This is a genomic window from Sorangium sp. So ce693 (assembly GCF_051521375.1).
Lineage (GTDB): Bacteria > Myxococcota_A > Polyangia > Polyangiales > Polyangiaceae > Sorangium > Sorangium atrum.
In genome coordinates this window covers 9,104,934-9,120,605 of sequence record NZ_CP150347.1, presented here as the reverse complement: position 1 = coordinate 9,120,605, position 15,672 = coordinate 9,104,934, and the positions used below count along the sequence as shown (strand labels likewise).

Annotated in this window: 12 protein-coding genes; 4 read left to right on the top strand and 8 right to left on the bottom strand. The window is 71.1% G+C overall.

Annotated elements, in window-relative coordinates; genetic code table 11:
- Nucleotides 1-47 precede the first annotated feature (47 nt).
- A complete protein-coding gene (locus WMF14_RS34035; RefSeq protein ID WP_437792997.1) occupies nt 48-3,656 on the bottom strand; it encodes a BadF/BadG/BcrA/BcrD ATPase family protein in 3,609 nt (1,202 codons plus the stop codon).
- Between the two features lie 362 nt (nt 3,657-4,018).
- Here WMF14_RS34035 and WMF14_RS34030 point away from each other — a divergent pair, with 362 nt between their 5' ends.
- A complete protein-coding gene (locus WMF14_RS34030) occupies nt 4,019-4,726 on the top strand; it encodes a TetR/AcrR family transcriptional regulator (protein ID WP_437792996.1) in 708 nt (235 codons plus the stop codon).
- Between the two features lie 75 nt (nt 4,727-4,801).
- Here the strand turns inward: WMF14_RS34030 and WMF14_RS34025 are convergent, their stop codons facing one another.
- Entirely contained in the window at nt 4,802-5,530 is a 729-nt protein-coding gene (locus WMF14_RS34025) for a glutamine amidotransferase (protein ID WP_437792995.1), read from the bottom strand.
- 80 nt (nt 5,531-5,610) lie between these two features.
- On the opposite strand from WMF14_RS34025, the gene WMF14_RS34020 reads away from it, so the two are divergent.
- Complete coding sequence (locus WMF14_RS34020) at nt 5,611-6,258, top strand: YkgJ family cysteine cluster protein (protein ID WP_437792994.1); 648 nt, start codon at nt 5,611-5,613, stop codon at nt 6,256-6,258.
- 68 nt (nt 6,259-6,326) lie between these two features.
- Here the strand turns inward: WMF14_RS34020 and WMF14_RS34015 are convergent, their stop codons facing one another.
- Entirely contained in the window at nt 6,327-6,824 is a 498-nt protein-coding gene (locus tag WMF14_RS34015) for a hypothetical protein (protein WP_437792993.1), read from the bottom strand.
- On the bottom strand, nt 6,821-7,495 hold the full coding sequence (locus tag WMF14_RS34010; protein WP_437792992.1) for a hypothetical protein: 675 nt from the start codon (nt 7,493-7,495) through the stop codon (nt 6,821-6,823). Before WMF14_RS34010 ends, WMF14_RS34015 begins: the two co-directional genes overlap by 4 nt.
- A gap of 262 nt (nt 7,496-7,757) precedes the next feature.
- On the opposite strand from WMF14_RS34010, the gene WMF14_RS34005 reads away from it, so the two are divergent.
- Both WMF14_RS34005 and WMF14_RS34000 read left to right on the top strand, forming a co-directional pair.
- A complete protein-coding gene (locus WMF14_RS34005) occupies nt 7,758-8,015 on the top strand; it encodes a hypothetical protein (protein ID WP_437792991.1) in 258 nt (85 codons plus the stop codon).
- Complete coding sequence (locus WMF14_RS34000) at nt 8,012-8,455, top strand: RICIN domain-containing protein (protein ID WP_437792990.1); 444 nt, start codon at nt 8,012-8,014, stop codon at nt 8,453-8,455. Before WMF14_RS34005 ends, WMF14_RS34000 begins: the two co-directional genes overlap by 4 nt.
- 17 nt (nt 8,456-8,472) lie before the next feature.
- On the opposite strand, the gene WMF14_RS33995 is transcribed toward WMF14_RS34000, so the two are convergent.
- From WMF14_RS33995 to WMF14_RS33980, 4 genes are all read right to left on the bottom strand, one after another.
- A complete protein-coding gene (locus WMF14_RS33995) occupies nt 8,473-9,540 on the bottom strand; it encodes a hypothetical protein (protein ID WP_437792989.1) in 1,068 nt (355 codons plus the stop codon).
- The gene (locus WMF14_RS33990) at nt 9,537-10,820 is read right to left on the bottom strand and encodes a FecR domain-containing protein (protein WP_437792988.1); all 1,284 of its coding nucleotides are present in this window, start codon (nt 10,818-10,820) and stop codon (nt 9,537-9,539) included. The genes WMF14_RS33995 and WMF14_RS33990 overlap by 4 nt, the downstream gene beginning before the upstream one ends.
- A complete protein-coding gene (locus tag WMF14_RS33985; protein ID WP_272095181.1) occupies nt 10,810-11,328 on the bottom strand; it encodes an RNA polymerase sigma factor in 519 nt (172 codons plus the stop codon). The genes WMF14_RS33990 and WMF14_RS33985 overlap by 11 nt, the downstream gene beginning before the upstream one ends.
- 739 nt (nt 11,329-12,067) lie before the next feature.
- A complete protein-coding gene (locus tag WMF14_RS33980) occupies nt 12,068-15,469 on the bottom strand; it encodes a Kelch repeat-containing protein (protein WP_437792987.1) in 3,402 nt (1,133 codons plus the stop codon).
- Between the last annotated feature and the right edge of the window lie 203 nt (nt 15,470-15,672).

Sequence of the window (15,672 nt, the reverse complement as noted above, 5' to 3'; positions counted from 1 at the left end):
GCTGGAAGGGGCGGCCCCGCCGTCCCCCCCTCGACCTTCGACGTGGTTCAGGCTTCCAGGGGGACGACGGTCCCGTCGGACTGCTTCTTCTTGAGCTGCACGAGGCCCGTCTTCTGCGCCTCGGGCGGCGAGACCGGCGCGACGTAGCTCCGGACCTTCTCGGCGAGCGCCGCGATCTCCCGCTCGAGCGCGGGATCCGTGATCTTGCGCGCCGCCTGCTGGTCGCGCTTCAGCTGGAGCAGCTCGAGCCGCTTCTCCTCGATGCGCTGGACCAGCTGCGCCTTCTTCTTCGCCGCGTCCTCGAGCGCCTCCTCGTGCAGCTTGAGGCTGTGCGCGTACGTCTTCACGCGGATCTTGATCGAGCCGCCCGGCTTGTTGGCGTCGATGTCGTGCAGCGCCGCGTACGGCGTGGCGCTCGAGCTCACGATGCTGTCGATGATCCCGTACGTCGGCGCGTCGTGGCCGCACTTGAAGCTCGAGAGATCGAGCAGGACGACGTTCGGGTGGCGGGCGGCGAACTTGGCCGCCCAGACCTTCTGCGCGCTGTTGGCCGAGTAGTTCTCCGGCCAGACGTCGTTGATGTCGAGCGGGTGCTGGCCCGTCGCGATCTCGTCCTTGAAGTACCTCGCGAGGTACTCCATGTCGCGCGGGACGGACCGCACCGAGAGGATCGGATAGCCGAGCACCTGGAACTCCTCCGGGATGCCGTGGTTCAGGCCCGGGTCGGAGTGGTACGGACGGCCGATCATCAGGATGGCGACGCGATTTTCGGACTCGACCGTCTCGAGGATCGCCCGCCCCTTGTCCTGGAGATCGCGCTCGAACTGCGAGAGCGCCCGCATCCCCTCGCGGTGCGCGTGATCGCTCTCGTCCTCGGTGATGCCGAGCCGCGGGCCCCAGGTCTCGAACATCCGGCGCGCCGTCAGCGTCATCTCGGAGAACGTGAGCGCGGGATCGAGGTACTCGATCCCGCGCGTCTTGAAGAAGTCGACCTCCTTCGTGAAGGCCGCCTTCATGACGTCCGGCACGCCCGCGACGATCGGGCAGCTCGTCTTGTCCATCACCCCTTCGCCGAAGCTCGGCACATGGGTGAGGATGGGGAAGAAGATGTAATGGAGCTTCTTCTCGTCCGAGTGGTGGTGGAAGAGCAGGTTGTGGACATGGGCCTGCGCCACCTTGGACGGGAAGCACGGATCGATCGAGCCGTACTTGCCGCCCTCGACCCACATCTCCTCGCTCGTCGCGTCGCTGAAGACGACGTTCTGCTTGGGGACGCCGAGCGCCTCGAAGTAGGCGCGGTAATACGGGCCGGTCGAGTAGATGTTGAGGACGCGCGGGATGCCGATGCGGACGCGGCGCAGGCGCTCGCGCACCTCGATGCCGCTCCGCCGGAACGGGCGCGTCGTCTCCACCCGGCGGATGCCGAGGAAGCCCTTCTTGACGACCGTGTCCTTCACCGGCGCGCCGTCCTCCGGGAGCGGCGCCGTGGCGTAGAAGTGCCGGAAGGCGAGCTTCGACTCGTAGTCGACGAGGTTCGGGAACTGCTTCGCGATCTTCTTCCGCTCGGCGACGAGCGCGAGCATCGCCTGCTCGCTCTCGACGGTGCCCTTCTCGCACGAGAAGCCCGAGATGTAGCGGCTCGTCGTCCCGTCAGGCCGCTTCGTGTCGATGAAGGTCCGCTTGCACTCGTTCGGGCAGAAGTGGCAGACCGTCTCCTCGTCGTTCTTCGTCGTGTATTCGAGGGCGATCGCCGCGTCGATCCCGATGAACGTCGACTGGCCCTTGCGCTTCACGACCCGGAGGGTCTCGAACGCGGCTCCGAGCGCGCCGGCCTCGCCGGTGTGCGGGTGGACGAACACCTCGGCGCCGGGGACGCGCTCCTTGATGTAATCGACCTGCGCCTTGACCGCCGCGAGGTTGTACTGCGTGCCGCCCTGCAGCACGTAGCGCGTGCCGAGCGCCGCGAGCCGCGGGATCTGCACGACGTACTGCCACACGTTCTTCGGCAGCACCTGGGCGAGGCCGGCGAGCAGCTCCTCCTTCGAGAAGCCCTCCTTCTGGAAGTTCACGCGGTCCGTGTCGAGGAAGACGGCGCAGCCGTAGCTGAACTTCGGCGCGAGCTCGGCGCCGAACGCCGTGTCGGCGTAGTCGGTCACCTTCAGGCCGAACTGGTCGGCCATCGCCTGGAGCAGCATGCCGTTGCCCGCAGAGCACGAGTTGGAGAGGCGGAAGTTCGCTATATCGCCGTTCTTCATGAACAGGACCTTGATGTCCTGTCCGCCGATATCGCAGATGACGTCGACGTCGCCGAAGAACTTCACCGCGCTCATCATGTGGGCGACGGTCTCGACGATGTTGACGTCGGCGCGCATGCACTCCTGGAGCACGTCGGCCGCGTACCCGGTGCCGCCGAAGCCGAGCACCTCGAGCGTCGCGCCCTGATCGAGCACGTACTGCCGGAGCTGGGAGAGGAGCTCCTTCGCGTCCTGGATCGGGTTGCCCTTGGAGAGCTGGTAGGCCTTGCAGACGATGCTCCCGTCCTCGTCGATGAGCACCGCCTTCGACGAGGTGGAGCCGCCGTCGAGGCCGATGACCCCGCGCACCACCTGGCCGGGCGCGAGCTTCATCGGCGTGAACCTCGGGATGCTGTAGAGCTTCCGGAACTCGTCGACCTCGTCGCGGGTCTTCACGAGCGGCGGGCCCGCGCTCTCGCCGAGCCGGGCCTTCCTGCCGTTCGTCATGTACTCGATGAGCCCCGCCTTGCCGGCGTAGAGGCCGACCTCCGGCGCCTCCTTGAGCCCGTACACGCACGCGCCGAACGCCGCGTAGTACTGCGAGTTCTCCGGGACGAAGATCGTCTCCTCGACCGGCCGGTCCTTCGGCCAGCTGTAGCCGCGCTCGTCCCAGGTCTCGGGGATCCGCTTGCGCCAGCACTCCTGGAGGAAGGGGAGGTAGGTGTTGGGGCCGCCGAGCAGGAGCACCTTGTGCTTCAGCGTCGAGCCGCGCGTCAGCACCGACAGGTTCTGGAGGACGATCGCGTCGGCGAGGGAGCAGAGGATCTCCGTCGAGGGGATGCCGCTCTTCACGAGGTTCACGATGTCCGTCTCGGCGAAGACGCCGCACTTCGCGGCGACGTGGTGGAGCTTCGAGTCGTCGAAGTGGATCTTCACCACCTCCGACGACGGGAGGCCCACCTTGATCATGCACTTGTCGATGGTGGCGCCCGTGCCGGAGGCGCACTTGTCGTTCATCGATGGCGCGGCGGTTTTGTCGCCCGTCTTCTCGTCGCGCTGGAAGATGATGATCTTCGCGTCCTGCCCGCCGAGCTCGATGACGCTGCCCACGTCCGGGTGCAGGTTCTCGACAGCGAGCGTGACCGCGTTGACCTCCTGGACGAACTTGGCGCCGAGGCCCGGGCAGAGGGGCGCGGCGCCGGAGCCCGTCATGAACACCCGCCAGCTGTCCCTCGGCGACGCGGGGAACGACGCCTCGATGGTCTCGAGGAGCTCGAGCACCTTCTCCGGCTGCTTCGTCTGATGCCGCTGGTAGTCGCTCCAGAGAATCTCGAGCGTCTGCGGATCGAGCACGACGGCCTTGACCGTCGTCGAGCCGACGTCGATGCCGACCACGACCGGTTCCTGGATCTGCCTTCCCATCGGGGCTCCTCCCACCGCCGTCGCCGGTCCCCAGCGTCCGACTGACTGGCTGGTCAGTCGTGATGGCTACAACGGGGTGCCCTGGAAATCAAGCAATCCGGTGCGTCTTGGTCGTCGCGAAACGCTGTTTTTCGGCCATCTCCGGCCGTCGCTGCGTCCAGGGTGCAAGGTTCCGACGCGGCGCTCGGTGGCGGGCGGTTGCGGCTGGTTGCGTTTGGTTGCGCGCCGTTCCCTTCGGCGTCCGCGTGTCGTGCGCTGTGCCGCGAACTTTCCGGAACTTTTCAGGCGGCGGGCCTGCTCGACGCCGGAGGGGAGACATCGATCCCCAGATGGCGGGCCGGTGATGGTAAAGCGACCGGCCCATGGACAAGGCCGAGCGCCGCCAAGCGCTCCTCCGCGCGGCGCGTACCGTGTTTTCCGAGAAGGGGTATCACGAGGCGAAGGTCGACGACATCGTCGCGCTCGCGAAGGTCGCGAAGGGGACGTTCTACCTCTACTTCCCCGACAAGCGCTCGGTGTTCGGCGAGCTCGTGCGCGGCCTCTTCTCGCGGCTCGGCGGCGCCATCCTGCGCGTGGACCCGTCGGCGGACGTCGAGGCGCAGGTCAAGCACAACATCCGCGCGATCGTGGCCGTCCTGCTCGACGATCCGGCGCTGACGAGCATCCTCCTGTCGCACGCGGCCGGGCTCGACCCGGCGTTCGTCAAGGAGCTGCGGGCCTTCCGGCAGGAGGTGAAGCTCCTGCTGCAGCAGAGCCTCGCGGAGGGGCAGCGGCTCGGCGTCATCGAGCCGGGGGACACCGAGCTCTACGCGACGTTCACGATCGGCGCGCTGAAGGAGGTGCTGTTCGAGAACGCCCTCGAGGAGCAGGCCCGCCCGCGCGAGCGGATCGTCACGGCGCTCCACGATTTCCTGCGGCGCGGCTACCTCCGGATGGACCCCGCGGCCGGGCTCGAGGCGCGGCGCCCGGAGGGCGAGCGCGCCGTGCCCGCGGCGGGGGACGCCCCCGGCGAGGCGCCGGAGCGGGCGAGCCCGCCGCGCGGTCGGCGGGCCAGGTCGCGCGGGGACTGACCGGCGCGTCAGGTCGAGATGACCGGCGCGTCAGTCAGGGGATGGACTACCCCGGTCAGGTCGGCTGTGTAGGGATCAAGCGCCGCGCACGACAACGTGCCGGATGAAATTGTGCAGCGTCCTTGTGCCGAGCTGATCCGGCGCGATGGGGGCGAGGAGCGCCGGGACGTCGTGGCCCTCGGCCTGCAGGATCTCGCGCCGCCACGCGATGTAGCCGGCGATGACGTCGTGGTCCATCTCGGGGTGGAACTGCACGCCGTAGCAGGCGCTCGTGAAGCGGATGACCTGGTGGTCGTCGAGCTCGGTGAACGCGAGGCTCGTGGCGCCCTCGGGCAGCGTGCCGACCGTGTCGACGTGGGTCGCGTGGGTCTCGAAGCTCGACGGCAGGCCGTCGAAGAGGGGGTCGTCGGCGCGGCGCTGGACGCGGATCCTGCCGATCTCGCGGCCGCGCGGGTTGCGGACGACCTCGCCGCCGAGGGCCTGGGCGAGGATCTGGTGGCCGAAGCAGATGCCGAACGTCGGGGTGCCGGCGTGCACGACGCCGCGCAGCCACGCCTCGCAGCGGAGCATCCAGGGCTCGCGGTGGGGGACGTTGGCCGACGAGCCGGTGACGACGAAGGCGGCTGTCTCGGGGGCGTCGGGGGCGGGGAGCTCGTCCGTGCGGGCGTCGACGGTGGCGTACCCGCCGCTCCAGGTGGCGCCGATCGTCTGCTCGATCAAGACGGAGAACTGACCGCGCCGCTCGAGGACCGGGGGGACGGGCTCACCGGTCTTCACGATGACGATCTTCTTGCGATGTCGCACCGTTCCAACATAGCGCAGCGCGGCCGTCGAGCGAGGGCGGGGCTTGGCAGCGCGGGGCTGGAGCGCGAAGATGCGCCCCGATGTCCGCGTACGTCGTGTCTCGCCCCGTCTGGCGGCGGTTTCGCCCGCGTTTCCTGAGCCGCGCAGCGGCGCACGTGAGGGCCGGCGGGCACGCCGCCATCGTGCTGCCGGACGAACGGGTGGACCTGCTGCTCTCCATCGGCGAGGACGGGAAGCTCACGGAGCTCGGGCTGTGGTCGCTCCTGTCGATCGAGCAGCAGCGCTTTCGCCGCGTGAGCGAGGGGCCGGCCAAGGGGCTCGCGACGGCGCGGGTGAAGCGGCAGTACGAGGGCTCGGTCCTCGACTGGTGCGAGCGCGACAGCACGCACCCCGGGGCGCTCCGCGAGGTGGCGCTCGACTGCCTGGCGTGCGGCGCCTGCTGCCACGACGCCAACGTGGTGCTCGACGAGGTGGACCTCGCGCGCTTCCGGGGGGCCGGGCGCGGCGACCTCACGGGGCGCACCTACGTGCGGCGGGCGCGGGACGGGAAGATCACGCTGCGCTTCGCGGCGAGCGGGCGGTGCCAGCACCTCTGCGAGGACCGGCGCTGCGCCATCTACGAGATCAGGCCGGACAACTGCCGCGCGTTCGTCGTGGGGAGCGAGGCGTGCCTGTCGGCGCGCGAGGAGACGCTCGGGATACGCGACGGGGCGCCGGTGGAGCGGTGAGCGGCGGGCTCGCCGCGGGGCCCGCGGTCACGTGACGGCGGGGGCGGCGGGGCGAGCGTCGCGCGCCTTCAGAACAGGAGCCGGACGCTTCCGCCGAGCGGACCGAGCTGCAGCTCCGCCTGAGTCGTGGCGCGATCGAGCTTGATCTGACCCGTGATCCAGAGCGGTACACCCGTGAGGACCATCGCGCCTCCGGCGCTCATCAGCACGGTGGGAAAGACCCATGCGCGAGACGCGCAACCACAGGAGTCGTCGCCGCTCTTTCGGGTGAGGAAGAACATGCCTGCTCCGACGGAGCCGAGGACCAGCCCGCCCACGGAGAGGCCGGTGCCCACGTCGCGCCGCGTGGTGTCGACGGCGGGCGCCGGCGCCGTCGACTGGGCGTGCGCGTTGCCCACGAGCAACAGGATCACCCCGAACGCGGCGAAACGCATGCCGGCGAGGATCCCTGGTCGCGGCGCGCCCGTCAAGACGAGGAGAGTCTCTCGATCGGTCGAGAACGTGGCGCGGCGGACGCGCGGGAACGCGAGGATCGAGGCCACGATTCCCCTGGGCCGGGCGCTCACGTCCGAACGCTCGTGAGCTGGCCCGCGACCGCGGCGTCATGGAACGCCGAGAGGTCGCGATGGGCGGCCTCCCGGTCCGGCAGGCCGTGGGTGGCCAGCCAGGCGACGCCTTCCTCGAGGCTGGCGAAGACACAATGTGGAAACTGCTGGCGTCCCAGGGCGTTGAGCCCCGTGACGATGCTGCGCACGATGGACGCGCGGAAGCCCGAACCGACGTGGATCACCGCCGAGTGGGACACGATGCCATCCACCGAACACAACATCCCGGCGAGGGCGCTGCGGCTGCGCGTGTCGGGTACGATGGCCTCAGGGGTCACGATCTGCAGGAGCCACACCTTGCGGGACGGGGAGCTTGCCTGGGCCCCCACGATCGCCGCCCTCAAGGAGGCGGCGTGGTGCGGGTGGGTCGTCTTCATCCAGACCGCGGTGGCCAGGGAGCTCCAATAGCCTACCGCGACATCCGCCGTCGCCTCGACGACCTGACAGCTCGCGCGCAGCTCGAGCTGCTCACCGGCCTGGGTGAGCGACCGCTGCGGTGCATCGATGAGAGGTCCACACGACGTCGACGACCTGTTCACTCCGCTCGATTCTACGCGAATCTGGCGAAGATCACGGCGAAGAGTGGCGTCGAGCAGGTCGATCGCACGCTGGGTAACCCGGGCGTCTGGCAACGAGAACGAGGCGAACGTGCTGCGCGTCGATCGCCTGGTGTTCTTCGGCGCGGGTCAGGTCCATTCTCCGCCCTCTCACCACAGATTTCCAGTGGGAGCCTGTCTCAACCGACGTTGGCACAGAGGGCGGTGACGGCCCCACGAGGGAGCCGTTCAGCCGATGTGAACACACGGGGCACCTGAACGAAAGAACGTGTTGTGAGGTTCCGGAGGGTCGGTACGATGCCAGTTTATGCGGCATGGGTACTGGCTCATCGTTGGAATGGCGATGTTTGCAGCGTCGTCGGCCAAGGCAGATGCCCCGAAGACGGACGCCGCGATCCGGAAGGCTCTCATCGCCGAGTCACGAGCGGCGTACAGCGGGAGCTGCCCGTGTCCTTACGATACCGATCGAGCGGGCAGACAATGCGGCAAGCGCAGCGCTTATTCGCGGCCGGGAGGCGCAGCGCCTCTCTGTTATGATCGCGACGTGACGAAGGAGATGATCGCCGAGTACCGCGCGCGCGACGCGGGTCCTTGAGCTGTCTCGATCGCGTCGTTGCTCCTCGTCGCGCCTGGCGCTGCACCCACCCTCGGCCGCCTGGCTCTGTCCGGCGTTCTTGGCGAGGCGCGGCTGGTTGCGGGCGCGGCTCGCGACGAGCACGACGACTGGAGTGTAGGCGTTTCCCAGGGAATCCAGGTGTCGGCGTCGATCGTGAACTTGGAGCGTTCATCGTCCTGCTCACCTGCAACGGCAATCCCGGCCAGCAATGGTCCGTCACCGATCTCGGCGGCGGTGCCGTCCGCATCACGTCGCGCCTAAGCGGCAAGGTCATCGACGCTCACGGTTCCCCGCCGACCGACCGCACCGCCCTCTTCCAGACGGCTTCCAGCGGCGGCAGCAGCCAGCTGTTCACGCTGAACCCGGTCGGAACCGGCGCCGACGCCGGTGCGGGCACCACCGGCGAACCGGAGCCGTGACGCCGCTCGTCCTTCGATCAAAGCCACCCCACGAGGCTGAGGCTGCCGAGCAGCGCCGGGCGCGCGCCGCGCGCCGCCTCGGTCTCGACGAAGCGGACCACCGGATACGGGTGCGCGACGAGCGCGTGCGCCTCGGCGACGACGTGGAGCCGCCTCACGATCCCGAGCTCGACGCCGGCGCCGGCGTCCGCGGCGAACGCCCACTGCGCGCTGTGGACCCCCCGGTACGGCCACGATGCCTCGCCGTCGACGGCGACATGGAGCGCCCCGAGGCCCACCGAGAACCTCGGGCGCAAGCGCAGCTCGGGCCAGGGGAGCGCCGCGAGCTCGACGAGCCCGAACCGCTGCTGCACGGTCGCGCTGCCCTGCGGCCCGACCACGCGCGGCGCCGTCCCGAGCCCGGCGAACGAGAGGCGCGCCTCGAGCGGACCGATCGGCGCGAAGCGCAGACGCGCGACCAGGAGCAGCGCCGGGCCGATGCCGCCCGGGCTCGCGAGGAGCCCGCCCCCCAGCTCGACGCCCCAGGTCGATCGGCGCGACGCGTGGACGCGCGGCTGCTCCGCCTGTCGAGGCACCTGCTCGCTCACCTTGCTCGGGGGCGGCGCGGCGGCGGGCGCGGGCGCGGGCGCGCGCTGCGAGGACATCAGGAGCTCGAGCAGGCTCGCGCGGAGCAGCTCGACGGCGCGCACCGCGAGCACCTCGACGATGTGCTCCCGCGCCTCGCCGCGCGTGTCGATCCGCCGCACGAGCGTCTCGTGCGTCCGCGGGTCGACCACCCAGAGCTCGGCGGCCTGACCATCCGGCGCCAGGAACAGCCCGATCAGGGCCGCAGAGCCGGCCTGCTGCCCGGCGTCGTCCATCGTCGGCCGGGGGGCGGAGGCCGACTGCGCATCGAGGACCTCCACGTCGAATCCGTCGGCGACGAGCTCCCCGCGGATGCGGATCAGCGCCTCGGAGATCGACGGATCGGCGGCGCCTGGCCGCACGAGGACCACGCGCGCAGGCTCCCCCGACGCCGCGGGGCTCGCCGCGCAGAGGAGGAGCGCGAGGGCCCCGGCCAGCGCCTGCGCCCGCGCGAGCCTCACGGCGTTCGAGCGAGGGCCCGCGCCGCCTGCGCGTAGGTTCCGCCCGGGAACCGGCTCAGGTACGCCCGCGCGACGGCCTCGGCCTCCGCGTCGCCGTGGAGCCGCTGCACGATCACCATCTTTCGCCCGAGCGCTTCGGAGGCATAAGCCCCCTGCGGAGCCTCCTTGAGGTAGGTCTCGAACCAGGCGAGCGCCGCGGCGCCTCCCTCCTGGGCCTCCGCGAGGCGGCCGAGCAGGAACGCCGCCTCCTTGCCCCGTTGCGTCGCCGGAAAGCGCCGGCGCTGGGCGAGGAGCGCCTGCCGCGCGACGTCGTTCCGCCTCGTGTACCGCGCCGCGTCCGCGAGGACCGAGAGCTCCTCGTTGCTGCTCTCCGCGAGCGAGACGCCGAGCCCGCGGCGCTGCGCCTCGTCGACGATGGCGTCGAGCTTCCCCGCCGCGAGCTTCCCGGCCCAGTCGCGCCTCGGCTCGGCCGAGAGCGCCGCCGCGGTCGGGCCCGCGGGGGTCCCGGGCGGATCCGGAACCGGCGCTGCGCTGGGCTCCTCGGCGCGGTCGGGCGGCGCCGGGGCGGGCGCCGGCGACGCCTCCGCGCCTTGCTGAAGATCGAGATCGCGCAGGAGGACCTCTCCCGTGCGCTGCCGCAGGGTCAGCCACTGCCCGGCGCGCACCGCGATCGGCTTGCCGGACAGCGGTCCGCTGACGATGACGGCGCCGTTCTCGAGCCGCAGATCGAGGCGCTCGTCCTCCGGCGCCCAGGAAAGCGCGAAGGCCGTCCCGGTCACGGTCACGAGGAACGGCCCCGCGTCGAACAGCCACTGCGCCTCCGACCGATGGACCACGCGCGCGTGGACCTCTCCCCGGTCGAGGGCGACCCTGGCGCCCTGCTCGTCCACCGACACGATGTGCGCGCGCGCCATCTCGGCGAGCTGCACCTCGGTGCCATCGGAGAACCGGACCTTCGGACGGCTCGACGTGTCCGCCTGGACGGAGCCGTCCTGCTGCACGGCGCCGCCCTCCACCTCGTAGGAGAGCCGATCGGAGCGCGCTCCTCGCTGCCACACGTTGACGCCGAGAAGGACCGCGGCGGCCGCTGCGAGCGCGAGCGCTCCGGCCCGGAGGGGCGACAGCCGGAAGCCCGGGCGCCTCGCCGTCCGCTCCGTCACGCGGAGCAGCCCCTGGACACGCTGCTGGGGCGACATCATGCCGAGCGACCGGCGAGCCAGCTCGACCGCGCGCGCGGCCTCCGGGCCGAGCGCCGGGTCCTTCTCCTCGTCAAGAGTCATCCTGCGCCTCCGCTCTCATGCAGTAAGCGGCGAGGGACGTGTCCTTCTCGACCTGGGACGACACGCGCTCCGTTGCCCGGCTGAGCCTGCGCTTCACGGTGGCCAGCGATATGCCGGTTGCCTCCGCGATCTCCGGCAGGCTCATCCCCTCCATGTGGCGGAGCACGAACGCGGTCCGGTCGTCTGCGCTCAGCGTGTCGAGGATCGCATAGAGGCGGCCCAGCGCCTCGCGCGCCTCGCTGTCCGCCGGCTCGACCGCCTGTTCCGGGAGCTCGGCAGTGTCCGTGAGCTGGAGGATGCGCCTCACGCGCCTGCGGCGGAGCTCCCATTTCAGGAGTCGGACGGTCACCGAGAACACGAAGCTCCCCAGCGCATCGGGGTCTCTCAGCCCGGATACTCTGGAGAACACGCGAACAAAGACCTCCTGGGTCACGTCCTCTGCGTCCGCGCCGGGCCCGAGCACGCGCGCGACGATCCGGAACACCTTGGGCGCATGTGCGTTCCACACCGCGGTTGCCGCCCATGGTTCCCCTTCGATGAGCGCGCGAGCCACCTCACTTGCGTCAGTACCGCCACGCTCTGACGGAGCGATGGCAAGGCTGGCTCTACGCACGACGTCATCGCTCCGAGGGCTCGTGACTTCGCAGATCAGTCGTGATGAGCGAGCACAGTACCGAGCGGAGGTTCCCGGCGCAAGGCGGTCAGCGCGCGCCGCCGGGGGGGTCGTTCCGGCAAGCTGCGCTGGCCCCAGCGCGGGGTGTGGTGCGATCGTCGCCGACACCCTCGGAGTGAGCCGCGCGAGGCAGCGGGCAGCGAGGTCCCTGTACACCCGGACTGCGGCGACGGCCCACCAGATGACCTGGAGTGGAGTCAATATCACATCGGACGCCCACGATCTGCGTTGCCCAGATCCCGGCACGGCGACCGCCACGGATGTCCGCGGAGGCCGCAAGGAACTCGGTGGGTACTTCGACCCAGCCAGCCAGGCGCACGTCTGTCAGGCAGTAGCGGCGCGCCCTCGAACCGGCTCACCGCGAGAATAAATATCGTGGGGCGGGAGATTTCCATCGTGAGGGCGGATGCGGCGCGGGCTCGGACGCGGCGCGCGGCCTCGAGGACGTGGACGTCTGACGAGCTCGATCGTGGCGCGTGCGCCTCCATGGCGATCGCGCCAGCGGGCGCCGGGGCGGGCGACGCGGGGCGCACCACTTTTGCATCACTGCCCGGGTTGAATCGCCGGCCGCCACTCAGGTGCGGCTGGACCTCGCGAGGCGCCGGCGCAGCCGCGCGGTGGCGAGCGCCCCGAGGGCGAGCAGCCAGGCCGGCGCGCCCTGGCTGCCTGGCGTCATGTGGCAGCCGCCGCCCCCTCCTGCGCTCGGGAGGTCGCCGCCGCCGCTGCTCTGCGCGCCGGTTGCGCCGGTGCCGGCGCTGCTGGCGTCATCGCCGCCGGCGGCGGTCGTGGTGGATGTGGCGCCAGCTTCACTGCTGGCACCTCCGCCGTCGCCGCCGGTGGCAGCGCCGCCTTCACCACCGCCACCGGCGGGTGCGCCGGTGCCGACGCCGCTGGTCGCATCGCCGCCGGCGCCACTCGTTGCATTGGCGCTGGCACTGCCGGTTGCGCTACCGCCGCCACCGCTGTTCGGGTCGCCGCCGCCACCGCTGGTCGGGTCGCCGCCGCCACCGCTGGTCGGGTCGCCGCCGCCACCGCTGGTCGGGTCGCCGCCACCGCTGGTTGGGTCGCCGCCGTTACCGCTGTTCGCGCCGCCGCCACCGCTGGTTGGGTCGCCGCCGACGCCAGCGCTGATCCCACCGCCATCACCGCCTGTGCCCGTGCCGCCCGCCCCGCCGTCGCCGCCCGTACCGCTGCTCGCGCCGCCGCCCGCGCCGTCTCCGCCTGTGCCGTCTCCACCCGGCACGCAGGCGCCCGCCTGGCACGCCCCGCGCGACGCGGGCTGCGCCGGGACGTAGAGCCACGCATGGTCGATCTTCTGGTAAGGCGCAACCACAGAACCGGCGTTGCCGCCGGCGATCAGGACACGGCCATCGTTGAGCAGCGCCGTCGCGTGGTCGTTGACCATCACGTCCAGCGCCGGCCCGAGCGCCCAGGTGTCGCTCGCCGGATCGTAGAGCTCGGCGGCGAGGGCGCCGTCGCTTTCGTCATGCGAGTTGCCCGCCATCATGACCCTACCGTCCGCGAAGAGCGCCGTTCCAGGAGATCTCCGCGCCGTCGTCATCTCCGCCGCCGAGGTCCACGTATCGCTCGAAGGATCGTAGATCTCGACCGTCTTGCCGCTCTCGGTACCCCAGCTTCCGGCCACCAGCACCCGGCCGTCCGGAAGCAGCGTCGCCGTGTGCCGCATGCGAGCCCAGCGCATCGAGGCGACGGGCGTCCACGTGTCGGTCGCCGGATCGTACGTCTCCGCGCTCGTCAGGTGGTGATCCGGGCTCTCGGGGGGATACCCGTCAGCGCCGCCCGCGACGAGGACCCGGCCGTCCTGGAGCAGCGTCGCCGAATGGTTCTGGCGCGCGACGTTCATGGGCGCCCTCGCGGTCCACGTGTCCGCGACCGGATCGTAGACCTCGACCAGGACACCACCGGCACCGCCGGGCTTGTCGCCGCCGGCGACGAGCACCCGGCCGTCCTGAAGCAGCGTGGCGGTGTGAAAGAAGCGCGGCGCGACCGTGGACGCGGCCGGCGTCCACACGCCCGTCGCCGGGTCGAATCGCCTCGTCGGCGCAGGGCCAAAGTCGGTGCTCACGAACGGGCTGTCGCCGATCACCAGGACCGTCCCGTCCGGAAGCAATGTGGGTGTCTGCGCGCTCCGCAGGCCGTCGATCGTCGCGGTCGGCGCCCACGCGCCCGTGCTCGGATCGTAGCGAGTCCAGACACGCCGAGTTTGGTTCCGGCCGGGCACCGGGGCCCCGCCGATGACAAGGACCGTCTCGTCCAGGAGCACCGTGGTCTGCAACCCGGGGAGGATGGAGGCGTCGATCCGCGCCGTCTCCTGCCACCGATCCTCGGCGCCCGGGAAAGCGCAGGGGGTGCTGTCCGGCAGCGCGGGTCCGGGCGCCGCGCACCCGGCCGCGGGGTCGCACGCCGGCGCCTCGTGGCACTCGTCGGCGGGCAGGCACACCGCGAGGCTCGACCCCTCGCAGGCGCCGGCCACGCAGGCGCTCGCCGTCGAGCACACGTCGCCGTCGCTGCATGGCGTCCCGTCCGGCGCCGCCGCGCCCCCGACGCACGCGCCCGCCTCGCAGACGCCGCCCGCGATGCACGCGTCCGCGTCGTCACAGGCGGCGCCCGTGACCGGCGTGCAGGCGCCGTCTTGCGATGCGCCCGACGCGGCCGCGCAGGCGTCGCAGGGGCCGTCGCAGCGCGCGTCGCAGCACACCGAGTCCGCGCAGGAGCCGCTGCCACAGTCGCTGTCCGTCGCGCAGCCCGCGCCGAGCGGCGAGCGCTCGTGGAAGAGCACGGCCGACGCCGTCGGGGTCGTGGCGCCGACGTACCCGCCGGCGAGGAGCACGCTGCCGTCCTCGAGGCGCGTCGAGGAGTGGAACGCGCGCGCCAGGGTGGCCGGCGACTCCAGGTCGAGGCTCGACCAGGCGAGGGTCGCCTCGTCGAAGAGCGCCTTCGTCCCGTAGAACGTGTACGTGCCGCAGGTCTCCAGGCCTCCGGTCAGTAGCACCTTCCCGCTCGGGAGCAGCGATGTGCGCGTCCCCCGGATGCTGCTCGAGCTCGGGGCCGTCCCGCACGACGAGGCCGGAGCATAGGACCCGGACGTCGCCGCCCAGCGGTCCTCCCGGGGGAAGTAGACCTGCGAGAAGGCGTGGACCGCCGGGTCGGGACCGGAGAGGGTGCCTCCCGTGACAAGGACACCGCCGCTCGCGAGCGTCATCGCGTCAGGGTACCTGTACCTCGACGTCGACAGGACAGGCCTGCGCTCGTTGGTCCAGAGCCGGGTCTCCAGGTCATAGATGCTGCAGCTGCTCCCGACCGACATCACCCGCCCGTCATGGAGCAGCGTCGCGCTCACCGGGTTGATCGTCGACTCGCGGCACAAGGCCGCTTCCGTCCAGGAGCGCGACGTCGGGTCGTAGACGGCCGCGTTCAGCTCGTCGATGAACAGCGAGTTGGACCAGGCCATGCCGACCAGCACGGGCCTGCCGTCGACGAGCACCATCGAGGGCGCGGGGTGGGGCTTGGCCAGGTACCCCACCTTGGTCCAGGTGTCGTTCGTCGGGTCATACAGCTCCGCCGAGCTGAGCTCTGTCCCGCTCTGCTCGCGTCTGATCCGGCCGCCCGCCACGAGGACCTGTCCGTCCGGCAGGAGGACGGCCGCGTGACCGTGCCGACCCTGGTAGAGCGGCGCCGCAGGCGACCACGTCCTGGTCGCGGGGTCGTAGATCTCGACCGCCGCGAGGCCCACCGCCGTGCGCGCTGCGTCCGGCGACCCGTCGTCCACCTCCGTGAATCCACCGACGACGAGCACACGGCCGTCCTGAAGCACCGTGGCCGAGTGCTCGGCCCGGGGGGTGATCATCGAGGGAACGGCCTCCCAGGACGGCGTGCTGGCCGCCCACGCGACGCCCGCGGGCAGCGCCACGATCCCGCACGTGAGGGCGGCTCCGAATCTCCAAGTCGATCGCATGGTCCTCTCGGCCTCCGCGGCCTTCGTTGCGCGGGGTCGCGTGAACATTCACCGCATTGTTCGACACCATGGCGTCGGACATGACGTCATCCGAGACGTGATGGATCGCTTGCTCGATCGCATCGCCGGCCGGCAGGCCGTCAGCATGTCCGGATGACCGCCGGCCTCGCCAGCACGCCTGTCCCGCGGGCGACGCGCCCCGC